Raw genomic sequence first — 12,280 nt, 5'->3', positions numbered from 1 at the left:
GCCCGAATGGAGCCTGGCCACCCGTAACGATCTGGTATGCGCCGAACGGGTGAACCCCCGGGGTCCAAAGAGGGGTGACCGACGGTTACTCCTCGACCGGCCGTGCGACCTCGCGGGCGGCCTCGGGACCCTGTTCGAGCAGGATCTTGAAGCCTTCCTCGTCCAGAACCGGAACCTTCAGCTGCATCGCCTTGTCGTACTTGGAACCCGGGTTCTCCCCCACCACGACGAAGGAGGTCTTCTTAGAAACGGAACCGGTGACCTTGGCTCCGCGGCTCTGGAGCGATTCTTTTGCGCCATCCCTGGTGAACTGCTCCAGGGTGCCGGTCACGACGACCGTCAGGCCCTCCAGCGGACGCGGCCCCTCGTCCTCCCCGGCGCCCTCGTCCTCCAGGGTCACCCCGGCGGCGCGCCACTTCCGCACGATCTCGCGGTGCCACTCCTCGGAGAACCACTGCTTCACGGCGGCGGCGATGATGCCGCCGACGCCGTCGACCGCGGCCAGCTCCTCCTCGGTGGCCTGCTCGATCCGTTCCAGGGAGCGGAACTCGCGGGCCAGCGCCTCGGCGGCGACGGGGCCGACGTGGCGGATGGAGAGGCCGTTGATGAAGCGGGCCAGCGGGCGGGTCTTCGCGGCCTCGATGTTCGCCAGCATCGCCAGGGCGTTCTTCTTCGGCTCGCCCTCCTTGTTGGCGAAGACCGTGGCGATCTTCTCCTCGCCGGTCTTCGGGTCCCGCTTGGGGAGCCCGGAGTCGGCGTCGAGTACGTACGCCTTGATCGGCAGCAGCTGCTCGATGGTGAGGTCGAAGAGATCGCCCTCGTCGACGAGCGGCGGCTCGGCGGGCTCCAGGGGGCGGGTGAGGGCGGCGGCGGCGACCGCGCCGAAGCTCTCGATGTCCAGGCACTGCCGGCCGGCGAGGAAGAAGAGCCGCTCGCGCAGCTGGGCCGGGCAGGTCCGGGCGTTCGGACAGCGGAGGTCGATGTCGCCCTCCTTCATCGGCTTCAGCGCCGTGCCGCACTCGGGGCACTCGGCCGGCATCACGAACTCCCGCTCGGTGCCGTCCCGCAGGTCGACGACCGGGCCGAGGATCTCGGGGATGACGTCGCCCGCCTTGCGGAGCACCACGGTGTCGCCGATGAGGACGCCCTTGGCCTTCACCACCTCCTGGTTGTGGAGGGTGGCGAACTCGACCTCGGAGCCGGCCACGGTGACCGGCTCGACCTGGGCGTAGGGGGTGACGCGTCCGGTGCGGCCGACGCCGACCTTGATGTCGACGAGCTTGGTGTTGACCTCCTCCGGCGCGTACTTCCAGGCGATGGCCCAGCGCGGGGCGCGCGCGGTGGAGCCGAGCCGGCCCTGGAGGGGGATCTCGTCGAGCTTGACGACGACGCCGTCGATCTCGTGGGCGACGGAGTGGCGGTTCTCGCCGTAGTACGCGATGAACTCGCGCACCTCGGGCAGGCCGCCGACCACCTTGTTGTGCGTGGAGGTGGGCAGGCCCCACTCGTGCAGCAGGTCGTACGCCTCCGAGAGGCGGGTGATCTCGAAGCCCTCGCGGGCGCCGATGCCGTGGACCACCATGTGGAGCGGGCGGGTGGCGGTGACCTTCGGGTCCTTCTGGCGCAGCGAACCGGCCGCCGCGTTGCGCGGGTTGGCGAAGGGCTTGTCGCCGGCCTCCACCAGACGGGCGTTGAGCGCCTCGAAGGCCTCCATCGGGAAGTAGACCTCGCCCCGGACCTCGACCAGCTCCGGGATCCGGTCGCCCTTCAGGCGCTCGGGGATGTCGGCGATGGTCCGCACGTTGGGCGTGATGTCCTCGCCGGTGCGGCCGTCGCCTCGGGTGGCGGCGCGGGTGAGCCGGCCGTGCTCGTAGGTGAGGTTGACGGCGAGGCCGTCGACCTTCAGCTCGCACAGGAAGTGGAAGTCGGGGGTGCCGACGTCCCGGGCGACGCGCTCCGCCCAGGCCGCCAGCTCCTCCTCGTCGAAGGCGTTGTCCAGCGAGAGCATGCGCTCGCGGTGCTCGACGGCGGTGAACTCCGTCTCGTACTGCCCGGCCACCTTCTGGGTCGGCGAGTCGGGCGTGCGCAGCTCCGGGTACTCCTCCTCCAGCGCCTCCAGGGCGCGCAGGAGCCGGTCGAACTCCGCGTCGCTGACGACCGGCTGGTCCTTCACGTAGTACCGGAAGCGGTGCTCCTCGACCTGCTCGGCCAGTGCGGCGTGCTTCTCCCGTGCCCCGGCGGGCACGACCGCCTCTTCGCCGGGGAGGGCCCCCTGTTCGACTGCCACCTTCGTCCGTCCTCCCGTGCCTTCAGAACCCGGTCACTCTGGGTTGTCCGCGAGCGATCTCGCCGCCCGGGCGCAGTGGGCGAGCGCCGCCCGGGCGTACGCGGGCGAGGCGCCCGCGAGCCCGCAGGCGGGGGTGACGACCACGGACTCGGCGAGAGTCCCCGGATTCAGCCCCAGCCTGCGCCACAGCGTCCTGACACCCATGACGCTACCGCCCGGGTCGGACAATGCCGTGTCGGTGGAGGGCACCACACCGGCGAAGAGCTTCGTGCCGGCCTCCACGGCCTCGCCGATCGGCTCCTCGTCACGTTCGGTGAGCAGCCCGAAGTCGAACGAGACGCCGGCCGCCCCGGCCCTGCGCAGCAGGGCGAACGGCACGCCGGGGGCGCAGGAGTGGACGGTCACGGGCCCGTCGTGGGCGGCGATCACGTCCCTCAGGGCGGCCTCGACGACCTGCCGGTCGACGGCCCGGTGGGTGCGGTAGCCGCTGGCCGTACGGATCTGCCCGAGGAGGACGGCGGTGAGCGAGGGCTCGTCGAGCTGGAGCACGATCCGGGCGCCGGGGACCCGCTTGGCGAGGTCGGCGAGGTGCTCGCGCAGGCCCTCGGCGAGGGAGGCGGCGAGGTCGCGGCAGGCCCCGGGGTCGCCCAGGGCGGCTTCCCCGCCGCGGAGTTCGAGGGCGGCGGCGAGGGTCCACGGCCCGACGGCCTGGACCTTGAGCGGGCCTTCGTACCCCTGGGTGAACTCCTCCAGGGCGTCGAGGTCCTCGCCGAGCCAGGAGCGGGCGCGGCGGGTGTCGCGGCCGGGCCGGTCGCTGATCCGCCAGCCGCTGGGCTCCACGTGCGCGTACAGGTCGACGAGCATCCCGAGGGTGCGGCCGATCATGTCGGCGCCGGGCCCGCGGGCGGGCAGTTCGGCGAGGAAGGGGAAGTCCTCGAAGGTGCCGGTGACGGTCTTGGCGGCCTCGCGGGCGTCGCCGCCGGGCAGGGACCCGACGCCGGTGGCGGGGCCCCACTGTGCGATGTCGGTCATGGTGGGCCTACCGTCCCGGACGGACCGTCAGGTCGTTGACCTCGGCGTCGCGCGGCAGGTCCAGCGCCATCACGATCGTGGTGGCCACGGACTCGGGGTCGATCCACTTCGCGGGGTCGTACTCCTTGCCCTCCTGCTGGTGCACCTTGGCCTGCATGGGGCTGGCGGTGCGGCCGGGGTAGACGGAGGTGACCCGGACGCCGTGGGCGTGCTCCTCGTGGCGCAGCGAGTCGGCGAGGGCCTTGAGGCCGTGCTTGGAGGCGGCGTACGCGCTCCACTCGGCGTGGGCGTTCAGCCCGGCGCCGGAGTTCACGAAGAGGACGTGCCCCTGGCTGAGGCGGAGCTGCGGCAGGAAGTGCCGGGTGAGCTCGGCGGGGGCGACCAGGTTGACGTTGAGCTGGTGGTGCCAGGCCTTGGGCGTCAGCTCCCCCACGGTGCCGAGGTCGACGACGCCGGCGACGTGCAGCAGCGAGTCCACCCGGTCGGGCAGGCTCTGGTGCGAGAACGCCCAGGAGAGCCGGTCCGGATCGGCGAGGTCCCCCACGAGCGTGCGCGCGCCCGGGAACTCCGCCGCCAGCTCCTTCGCCCGCCCCGCGTCGCGCGCGTGCAGCACGAGCTCGTCCCCGCGCGCGTGCAGCCGCCGCGCGACGGCCGCGCCGATGCCGGACCCGGCGCCGGTGATCACATGAGTAGCCATGGTCACCATGGTCCCATCAGCGGGCGGCGATCTCGCTCTCCAGGTACGCGAGGGCCTTCCGGCCGTCTTCGGCGAAGAAGGCGAGGTCGGCGAGGGGACGGGGGAGGAAGCCCTCGTCCTCCATGCGCTGGAACTGGGTCTTGAGGCCGTCGTAGAAGCCGGCGGTGTTGAGGACGACGACGGGCTTGGTGTGCTTGGCGTGCTTCTTGAGTTCCAGGATCTCGGTGGCCTCGTCGAGGGTGCCGGTGCCGCCGACCATGACGACGATCGCGTCGGACTTGGCGAGGAGGAGGGCCTTCCGTTCGGCGAGGTCCTTGGTGATCGTCATCTCGTCGGCGTTCGGGCGGGCCTTGGCGGCGAGGAAGTCCACGGAGACGCCGACGAGGCGGCCGCCTGCCTCCTGGACGCCGTCCGCGACGACCTTCATCAGGCCGGTGTCGGAGCCGCCCCAGACGAGGGTGTGGCCGGCCTTGCCGAGGAGGCCGGCGAACTCGCGGGCGGGGGCGGTGTAGCGCTCGTCGAGGTCGGCGGCGGAGAGGAAGACGCAGATGTTCATGCCGCCACGGTAGGGCACGGGGCTGGGGGCGGGGCTCCGGGTACGGCTCTGACCTGCGGGTTCCAAGATTCTTCGGGAAATCCCGGGCGGCGGCGATGAGTTCCGGCGAGTCGGTCGGTCTGCCCTGCCATGGACGAGGTGAAGACGGTCGTGTCGCGGGACGGGACGACGATCGCGTACGCGCGGTACGGGACGGGGACGGCGGACGGGCCCGCCGTGGTGCTGGTGGGCGGGGGCCGGGGCGCCGGGGACGGCGAGGCGCCGCTGGCCCGGCTGCTGGCCCGGGACTTCCCCGTGTTCGTGTACGGCCGCCGGGAGCGCGGCGGCAGCGGGGACGCGGTGGAGCGGGAGGTCGAGGACCTGGCGGCGGTGCTCGCGGCGGCGGGTCCCGGCGCGGCGGTGCACGGCAGCGGGACGGCCGGGGCGCTGGCGCTGGCGGCCGCGGCGGCCGGGCTGCCGGTGGCGGCGGTGTCGGTCTTCGAGCCGCCGCGCGAGGCCCTGGAGTCCCTTCCCGAGGTCCACGCGCGCGTGCTGGTGGTCGACGGGGGCGCGAGCCCCGCGCCGGTGCGGCGGGCGGCCCGGGAGCTGTCGGCGCTGCTGCCGCGCGCCCGGCACCGGACGCTGACGGGCCAGACCCACGAGGTGGCGCCGCACGTGCTGGCGCCGGTCCTCGCGGAGTTCGTGGCGGACGTCGCGGAGTGGGCCGGGCCCGCGTGAGCCGGGCCGCCGCCGTTACGCGGGGGCGGCCGCCGTGCGCCGTACCGTCGTCGCGATCGTCGCGGAGCCGACCACGCGCGTGCCGTCGTAGAGGACGATCGCCTGGCCGGGGGCGACGCCCCGGACGGGCTCGTCGAAGGTGACGCGCAGCTCGCCGTCCTCCATCGCCGCGCTCACCGGCGTCTCGCCGCCGTGGGCGCGGAGCTGGGCGGTGTAGCGGCCGGGTCCTTCGGGGGCGGTGCCGCACCAGCGGGGCTTGATCGCGGTGAGGGCGGTGACGTCGAGGGACTCGGCGGGGCCGACGGTGACCGTGTTGTTCACGGGCGAGATGTCGAGGACGTAGCGGGGCTTGCCGTCCGCGGCCGGGTGGCCGATGCGCAGGCCCTTGCGCTGGCCGATGGTGAAGCCGTACGCGCCCTCGTGGGTGCCCAGCTTCGTGCCCGACTCGTCGACGATGTCGCCCTCCGCCTTGCCGAGGCGGGTCGCGAGGAAGCCCTGGGTGTCGCCGTCGGCGATGAAGCAGATGTCGTGGCTGTCGGGCTTCTTGGCGACGGCGAGGCCGCGGCGCTCGGCCTCGGCCCGGATCTCGTCCTTGGTGGTGAGGGTGTCGCCGAGCGGGAAGAGGGCGTGGGCGAGCTGCTGCTCGTCGAGGACGCCGAGCACGTACGACTGGTCCTTGGCCATGTCGGAGGCGCGGTGCAGCTCGCGGGTGCCGTCTGCGGCGAGGACGACGGTGGCGTAGTGGCCGGTGCAGACCGCGTCGAAGCCGAGGGCGAGCGCCTTGTCGAGCAGGGCCGCGAACTTGATCTTCTCGTTGCAGCGCAGGCACGGGTTGGGCGTGCGGCCGGCCTCGTACTCCGCGACGAAGTCGTCGACGACGTCGGCGCGGAAGCGCTCGGCGAGGTCCCAGACGTAGAAGGGGATGCCGATGACGTCGGCGGCCCGGCGCGCGTCGCGCGAGTCCTCGATCGTGCAGCAGCCGCGGGCTCCGGTGCGGAAGGACTGCGGGTTCGCGGAGAGCGCGAGGTGCACGCCGGTGACGTCGTGCCCGGCCTCGACGGCTCGGGCGGCGGCGACGGCGGAGTCCACTCCGCCCGACATGGCGGCGAGGACGCGGAGGGGGCGCTGGGGCGGGGTCTGAGTCATAGCCCTACCAGGGTACGGGTCGGCGGGAACCGTCCGGCCGGGACGGAGCGTTCTGGGGGGCATGGGGAGCGAGAACCGGAGGAAGCGGGGGGTCGGCCGGCGGGCCGTGCTGCTCGGGGGCGGTGCGGCCGTGGTGGGCACGGCGGTGCTGGCGCGCGAGGAGCTGGCGCGGGCCTGGTGGCGGCTGCCGTGGATGGAGAAGCCGCGGGTCGACGGGGAGCTGGACTACCGGGCGGCCGCGTGGACGGCGGCGCACCAGGCGAACTCGCGGCGGGCGGACCGGCCGGACGACTACCGGATCGACCGGGTGGTGATCCACGTGGTGCAGGGCAGCTACGCCACCGCGCTGAAGGTCTTCAGGAACCCGCTGCACGAGGCCGCCACGCACTACGTGGTCGGCAAGGACGGGCGGGTGGCGCAGATGGTGCGGGAGCTCGACGTGGCCTACCACGCGGGGAACCGGGACATGAACGAGCGGAGCGTCGGCATCGAGCACGAGGGGTTCGTGGACCGGCCGCAGGACTTCACGAAGGCCATGTACGAGGCGTCGGCGCGGCTGACGGCGGACATCTGCCGGCGGCACGGGATACCGGTCGACCGGGAGCACGTCATCGGGCACGCGGAGGTCGAGGGCACGGACCACACCGATCCCGGCCCGCACTGGGACTGGGACCGGTACATGGAGCTGGTCCGCCGGGAGCGGTCGAAGCTCCCGGCGTGACCCGGGAGGCCCTAGCTGAGGCCGGCGGTCCTGGCGCGGTCCACGGCCGGGCCGATGGCGTCGGCGACGGCCTTCACGTCGTCCTCGGTGGAGGTGTGGCCGAGGGAGAAGCGCAGGGTGCCGCGGGCGAGGTCGGGGTCGGTGCCGGTGGCGAGCAGGACGTGGCTGGGCTGGGCGATGCCGGCGGTGCAGGCGGAGCCGGTGGAGCAGGCGATGCCGGCGGCGTCCAGGAGGAGGAGCAGGGAGTCGCCCTCGCAGCCGGGGAAGGTGAAGTGGGCGTTGGCGGGGAGCCGGTCGGCCGGGTCGCCGCCGAGGACGGCGTCGGGGACGGCCGCGCGGACGGCGGTGACGAGGGCGTCGCGCAGGGCCCCGATCTCGCGGGCGAAGGCCTCCTGCCCCTCGGTGGCGAGCCGGGCGGCGGTGGCGAAGGCGGCGACGGCGGGGACGTCGAGGGTGCCGGAGCGGACGTGCCGCTCCTGGCCGCCTCCGTGCAGCACGGGGACGGGGGTGTGCTCGCGGCCGAGGAGCAGCGCGCCGATGCCGTACGGGCCGCCGATCTTGTGGCCGGAGACGGTCATGGCGGCGAGGCCGGAGGCGGCGAAGTCGACGGGCAGCTGGCCGACGGCCTGGACGGCGTCGGCGTGCAGCGGGACCCCGAACTCGGCGGCGGCGTCGGCGAGCGCGCGGACCGGCATCACGGTGCCGATCTCGTTGTTGGCCCACATCACGGTGGCGAGGGCGACGGACTCCGGGTCGCGGGCGATCGCCTCGCGCAGCGCCTCGGGGTGGACCCGGCCGTACGCGTCGACCGGCAGGTACTCGACGTCGGCGCCCTCGTGGGTCGCGAGCCAGTCGACGGCGTCGAGGACGGCGTGGTGCTCGACGGGGCTGGCGAGGACGCGGGTGCGGCGCGGGTCGGCGGCGCGGCGGGACCAGTAGAGGCCCTTCACGGCGAGGTTGTCGGCCTCGGTGCCGCCCGAGGTGAACACCACCTCGCTGGGTCGGGCGCCGAGCGCGGCGGCGAGGGTCTCGCGGCCCTCCTCGACGGTCCGCCGGGCGCGGCGCCCCGCGGCGTGCAGGGAGGAGGCGTTGCCCGTGACGGCGAGCTGGGCGGTCATCGCCTCGATCGCCTCGGGCAGCATGGGCGTGGTCGCGGCGTGGTCGAGGTAAGCCATGGTGGGTCGATTCTACGAGCCCGGCCGGGGGACTCCCGACGAGCCCGGCCGCCGTCCGCCCCGATCCCGGTGCCGGGCCCGCCCGGGCGCCGGCGGCCGGCCGGTCCCCGCCGTGCCGCCGGGCCTGCCGGCTCAGCCGCGCGGGGCGCGGGCGAGCTGGCGGGACTGGGCGACGAGCCGGCCGGCGCTGTCCCAGACCTCGGCGTCCTCCTCCAGGAAGCCGCCGGCGAGGTTGCGGGTGGTGATGGAGACCCGGAGCGGGCCGGGGGCGGGACGGCAGCGGACGTGGGTGGTGAGCTCCACGGTCGGCGTCCAGCCCTTGAGGCCCAGTTCGAAGGAGGTCGGCGGCAGGGCGTCGACGGCGAGCAGGAGGGAGAGGGCGTCGGGCTCGCGGCCGTCGGCGAGGCCGAACCAGGCGCGCATCTCGCCCTTGCCGGAGGGGGCGCCGATCGCCCAGCCGACGCAGGACGGGTCGAGGCGGAGGTCGAGCCGGTCGGCGATCGCGGAGGAGCCGGGGATCGCCGGCGCCGGGTTGTCGGCGGCGCTGAAGCACTGCTCGATCGGGGCGAAGGCGGGCGGGACGGCGCTGGTGCGGACGTCGTCCGGGAGGGCGCCGAGGTCGCCGTAGGAGGCGAGGACGCGGATCCGCTCGACCTCGGTGCCGTCCTCGGCGAACTGGTAGAGGGAGGCGGTGCCGGTGGAGAGGGTCCGGCCGGTGCGGACGGTCTCGGTCCGGATGACCGCGGGGCCCGGCACCGACGGCGTGAGGTAGTGCGCCGAGATGGTGAACGGGTCGGGGTGCGGCAGGTGGTCGCCGAGGGCGCGGCCGAGCAGGGCGAGGAGGTAGCCGCCGTTGACGGCGTGGATGATCGTCCAGCCGGCCGAGAGGTCGGCGTCGTAGACCCCGGGCTCGCGGAGGGTGACGGCGGTGTCCCGGTCGAACTCGCTGAGCGCCGCGGCCTCGGCGGCGGGGCTCGTCTCGGTGCTCGTGCTCATACGGCCGACGGTACAGCAGGAAACTACTGAGCGGTAGCTTTTTCGGGTTCCTCGCGGGCCGACGAGCGGCGGTTCCAGGCCCGCGGCGCCCGCCAGTGGTAGCGCATCGCGAGCAGCCGCAGGAGGAAGGCGGTGAGCACGGCGGCGCCGCTGGTGTAGGCGTTCAGGACCTCGAAGCGGATGCACAGGACGACCATGGCCGAACCGACGATCGCGGGCACGGCGTAGAGGTCGCGGTCCCAGCGCAGCAGCGAGGGCACCTCGTTGGCGAGGACGTCGCGCAGCACGCCGCCGCCGACGGCCGTGGCGAGGCCGAGCGCCGCCGAGGAGGTGAGGCCGAGCCCGTAGTCGTACGCCTTCGTCGTCCCGGTCACGCAGAAGAGGCCGAGGCCGGCCGCGTCGAAGACGTTCACGGCGGTCTGGGTGCGCTCCACCTCCGGGTGGAGGAAGAAGACCAGGGCCGTGGCGACCAGCGGCATGAGGAAGTAGCCGAGGTCGGTGAAGGCGGCCGGGGGCACCGCGCCGATGATCAGGTCGCGGAGCAGACCGCCGCCGAGCGCGGTGACCTCGGCGAGCACGGCCATGCCGAAGACGTCGAAGTTCTTCCGGACGCCGAGGAGGGCGCCGGAGATGGCGAAGACGAAGATGCCGATGAGGTCGAGCGTGTGTTGGACCGACGGGCTGAACAGATCGTGGAGCACCGGCCAATTGTGCCGTGTGTTCGGGAAGGGCCCGGCCGCACCACGGCGGCCGGGCCCTTCCCGGGGCCGCTACTTGCCCTCGGAGGCGTCCTCGGCGGACGCCGCGTCCTTCGGGGCCGCGTCCTTCGGAGCGTCGCCCTTCGGAGCGTCGTCCTTGGAGGCCTCGGAAGCCTCGGCCTCCGGGGCCTTCTCGGGCTCCGGGGCCTTCTCCTCCGCCGGGGCCTCCGCCTGGGCCGGGATCACCACGGCGTCGGAGCCGCCGGCCGGGGCGAGCGTGCCGTCCTGGATCTCGCGGGTGAAGTGGCAGGCCACCTTGTGGCCGCCGCCCGCGTCCGTGAGCTCCGGGCGCTCCTTGCCGCAGCGGTCCTGCGCCCAGGGGCAGCGGGTGTGGAAGCGGCAGCCCGCCGGCGGGTTCGCCGGGGAGGGCAGGTCGCCGTGGAGGAGGATCCGCTCGCGCCGCTCCTCGACCTCCGGGTCGGGCACCGGCACCGCGGACATGAGCGCCCGGGTGTACGGGTGCAGCGGCTCCTCGTACAGCGTGTCGCTCGGCGCCTCCTCCACCAGGGAGCCCAGGTACATCACGCCGATGACGTCCGAGATGTGCCGGACGACGGCGAGGTCGTGGGCGATGACCAGGTAGGTCAGGCCCATCGACTCCTGGAGCTCCTCCAGGAGGTTGATCACCTGCGCCTGGATGGAGACGTCCAGCGCGGAGACCGGCTCGTCGCAGATGATGAGGTCCGGCTCCAGGACCAGCGCGCGGGCGATGCCGATGCGCTGGCGCTGGCCGCCGGAGAACTCGTGCGGGTAGCGGGAGAGGCTGTTGGCGGGCAGGCCCACCTTGGTGAGGATCTCCCGGATCTTCTCCCGCCGCTCCTCCTGGTTCGCGCCGATCCCGTGCGCGGCCATGCCCTCGCTGAGGATCGACTCGATGTTCTGGCGCGGGTTGAGGCTGCCCAGCGGGTCCTGGAAGACCATCTGGAGCCGGCGGCGGAAGGAGCGCAGCTCCTTCTCCGGCAGCTTGGCCACGTCGGTGCCGTCGAGGACGACGGAGCCGTCGGTGACGTCCACGAGCCGCAGCACGGCCCGCCCGAGCGTGGTCTTGCCGCACCCGGACTCGCCGACCAGGCCGTACGTCTGGCCCGCCTCGACCTTGAGCGAGATGCCGTCCACGGCGTAGACGTGGCCGACCGTGCGGTCGAAGAGGATGCCCTTCTTGACGGGGAAGTGGACCTTCACGCCGTCGAGTTCGAGCAGGCTCATGCCGGTACCTCCGTCGTGGCGAGGACCGGGTTCGCGCAGCGGGCGCGGTGGCCGGCCGCGCGCGGTTCGGTCAGTTCGGGCGTGCCGGTGAGGCACTCCATCTCGTACCGGTCGCAGCGCGGGGCGAAGGCGCAGCCGTCGGCCCAGGCGATCTGGTCGTTGATGGACCCGCGGATCGGGTGGAGCGGTTCGCCGCGCGGGGCGTCGAGCCGGGGGATGGAGCCGAGCAGGCCGTGGGTGTACGGGTGCGTCGGGTGGGCGAACAGCTCGCGCCGGCCGGCCGATTCGACGACCTTGCCCGCGTAGAGGACGTTCACCTGGTCGCAGAGGCCGGCGACGACACCCAGGTCGTGGGTGATCATCAGCAGCGCGGTGCCCTCCTGGTCGACCAGCTCCTTGAGGAGTTCGAGGATCTGGGCCTGGATGGTGACGTCGAGCGCGGTGGTCGGCTCGTCGGCGATCAGCAGGCGGGGGGCGCAGGCCACCGCCATGGCGATGAGCGCGCGCTGCCGCATGCCGCCGGAGAGCTGGTGCGGGTACTCCTTGAGGCGCCGGTCCGGGTCGGGGATGCCGACCCGGTCGAGCAGGTGCGCGGCCTCCTTGCGGGCGGCCTCGCCCTTCAGGCCGCGGTGGCGCTGGAGGATCTCGGTGACCTGGACGCCGATGGGGACGACCGGGTTCAGCGAGGACAGCGGGTCCTGGAAGATCATCGCCATGTCGCGGCCGCGCAGGTCGCGCATCTTCGACGGGGAGAGCTTCAGCAGGTCGGTGCCGTCGAGCTCGGCGCGGCCGCCGAGGGTGACGCCCTTGGCGGGCAGCAGCCCCATCAGGGCGAGCGAGGTCACGGACTTGCCGCAGCCCGACTCGCCGACGAGGCCGACGACCTGGCCCTGGTCGACCGAGAAGGAGACGCCGTTGACCGCCCGGACGTCCTTGCGGCCGCGGCCGCCGAAGGTGACGGTGAGTTCGTCCACGGTGAGGAGGGGCAT

At 73.6% G+C, this 12,280-nt stretch carries 12 protein-coding genes; 2 read left to right on the top strand and 10 right to left on the bottom strand.

Translation table 11 applies throughout. The features are described 5' to 3' along the window. Positions 1-85: 85 nt before the first annotated feature. From ligA to ACFW6A_RS09595, 4 genes are read right to left on the bottom strand one after another with little or no spacing between them, the layout of a single operon-like run. Positions 86-2,287: an NAD-dependent DNA ligase LigA gene (ligA, locus tag ACFW6A_RS09610; protein ID WP_351850936.1), complete on the bottom strand. Its 2,202-nt coding sequence runs from the start codon at positions 2,285-2,287 to the stop codon at positions 86-88. A 33-nt stretch (positions 2,288-2,320) separates the two neighbouring features. Further along, the gene (locus tag ACFW6A_RS09605) at positions 2,321-3,319 is read right to left on the bottom strand and encodes a methionine synthase (protein ID WP_351850933.1); all 999 of its coding nucleotides are present in this window, start codon (positions 3,317-3,319) and stop codon (positions 2,321-2,323) included. Between the two features lie 7 nt (positions 3,320-3,326). Then, positions 3,327-4,025 (bottom strand): SDR family oxidoreductase, encoded by a 699-nt coding sequence (locus ACFW6A_RS09600; RefSeq protein ID WP_386483781.1) that lies wholly within the window; start codon positions 4,023-4,025, stop codon positions 3,327-3,329. A 7-nt stretch (positions 4,026-4,032) separates the two neighbouring features. Next, positions 4,033-4,572 carry a TIGR00730 family Rossman fold protein gene (locus tag ACFW6A_RS09595; RefSeq protein ID WP_351850928.1) on the bottom strand — a complete coding sequence of 180 codons (540 nt, stop codon included), beginning with the start codon at positions 4,570-4,572 and terminating at the stop codon, positions 4,033-4,035. Between the two features lie 129 nt (positions 4,573-4,701). Here ACFW6A_RS09595 and ACFW6A_RS09590 point away from each other — a divergent pair, with 129 nt between their 5' ends. Then, positions 4,702-5,289, top strand: a complete 588-nt coding sequence (locus ACFW6A_RS09590; RefSeq protein ID WP_351850925.1) for an alpha/beta hydrolase — start codon at positions 4,702-4,704, stop codon at positions 5,287-5,289. 15 nt (positions 5,290-5,304) lie between these two features. Here ACFW6A_RS09590 and mnmA read toward each other — a convergent pair whose 3' ends face one another. Then, a complete protein-coding gene (gene mnmA, locus ACFW6A_RS09585; RefSeq protein ID WP_351850922.1) occupies positions 5,305-6,435 on the bottom strand; it encodes a tRNA 2-thiouridine(34) synthase MnmA in 1,131 nt (376 codons plus the stop codon). Positions 6,436-6,496: 61 nt separating this feature from the next. Between mnmA and ACFW6A_RS09580 the strand changes: the two genes are divergently transcribed. After that, positions 6,497-7,156: an N-acetylmuramoyl-L-alanine amidase gene (locus ACFW6A_RS09580; RefSeq protein WP_351850919.1), complete on the top strand. Its 660-nt coding sequence runs from the start codon at positions 6,497-6,499 to the stop codon at positions 7,154-7,156. Between the two features lie 11 nt (positions 7,157-7,167). On the opposite strand, the gene ACFW6A_RS09575 is transcribed toward ACFW6A_RS09580, so the two are convergent. The 5 genes from ACFW6A_RS09575 to ACFW6A_RS09555 form a co-directional block, all read right to left on the bottom strand. Then, positions 7,168-8,331, bottom strand: a complete 1,164-nt coding sequence (locus ACFW6A_RS09575; protein ID WP_351850917.1) for a cysteine desulfurase family protein — start codon at positions 8,329-8,331, stop codon at positions 7,168-7,170. A 132-nt stretch (positions 8,332-8,463) separates the two neighbouring features. Further along, the gene (locus ACFW6A_RS09570) at positions 8,464-9,327 is read right to left on the bottom strand and encodes a thioesterase family protein (protein ID WP_351850914.1); all 864 of its coding nucleotides are present in this window, start codon (positions 9,325-9,327) and stop codon (positions 8,464-8,466) included. Positions 9,328-9,350: 23 nt separating this feature from the next. After that, positions 9,351-10,028 (bottom strand): trimeric intracellular cation channel family protein, encoded by a 678-nt coding sequence (locus ACFW6A_RS09565; RefSeq protein WP_351850911.1) that lies wholly within the window; start codon positions 10,026-10,028, stop codon positions 9,351-9,353. A 69-nt stretch (positions 10,029-10,097) separates the two neighbouring features. Further along, entirely contained in the window at positions 10,098-11,291 is a 1,194-nt protein-coding gene (locus ACFW6A_RS09560) for an oligopeptide/dipeptide ABC transporter ATP-binding protein (protein ID WP_351850908.1), read from the bottom strand. Continuing rightward, complete coding sequence (locus ACFW6A_RS09555) at positions 11,288-12,280, bottom strand: ABC transporter ATP-binding protein (RefSeq protein WP_351850906.1); 993 nt, start codon at positions 12,278-12,280, stop codon at positions 11,288-11,290. The genes ACFW6A_RS09560 and ACFW6A_RS09555 overlap by 4 nt, the downstream gene beginning before the upstream one ends.

This window comes from Streptomyces sp. NPDC058758, from assembly GCF_042746075.1.
GTDB lineage: Bacteria > Actinomycetota > Actinomycetes > Streptomycetales > Streptomycetaceae > Streptomyces.
Note: the sequence above shows the minus strand (reverse complement) of the source record. Positions and strands in the feature narration are given on the sequence as shown.

Coding starts and splice junctions, on each gene's coding strand:
- ACFW6A_RS09605 (WP_351850933.1), bottom strand. CDS start 3,319: ATGACCGACATCGCACAGTGGGGCCCCGCCACCGGCGTCGGGTCCCTG.
- ACFW6A_RS09600 (WP_386483781.1), bottom strand. CDS start 4,025: ATGGTGACCATGGCTACTCATGTGATCACCGGCGCCGGGTCCGGCATC.
- ACFW6A_RS09595 (WP_351850928.1), bottom strand. CDS start 4,572: ATGAACATCTGCGTCTTCCTCTCCGCCGCCGACCTCGACGAGCGCTAC.
- ACFW6A_RS09590 (WP_351850925.1), top strand. CDS start 4,702: ATGGACGAGGTGAAGACGGTCGTGTCGCGGGACGGGACGACGATCGCG.
- mnmA (WP_351850922.1), bottom strand. CDS start 6,435: ATGACTCAGACCCCGCCCCAGCGCCCCCTCCGCGTCCTCGCCGCCATG.
- ACFW6A_RS09580 (WP_351850919.1), top strand. CDS start 6,497: ATGGGGAGCGAGAACCGGAGGAAGCGGGGGGTCGGCCGGCGGGCCGTG.
- ACFW6A_RS09575 (WP_351850917.1), bottom strand. CDS start 8,331: ATGGCTTACCTCGACCACGCCGCGACCACGCCCATGCTGCCCGAGGCG.
- ACFW6A_RS09570 (WP_351850914.1), bottom strand. CDS start 9,327: ATGAGCACGAGCACCGAGACGAGCCCCGCCGCCGAGGCCGCGGCGCTC.
- ACFW6A_RS09560 (WP_351850908.1), bottom strand. CDS start 11,291: ATGAGCCTGCTCGAACTCGACGGCGTGAAGGTCCACTTCCCCGTCAAG.
- ACFW6A_RS09555 (WP_351850906.1), bottom strand. CDS start 12,280: ATGCCCCTCCTCACCGTGGACGAACTCACCGTCACCTTCGGCGGCCGC.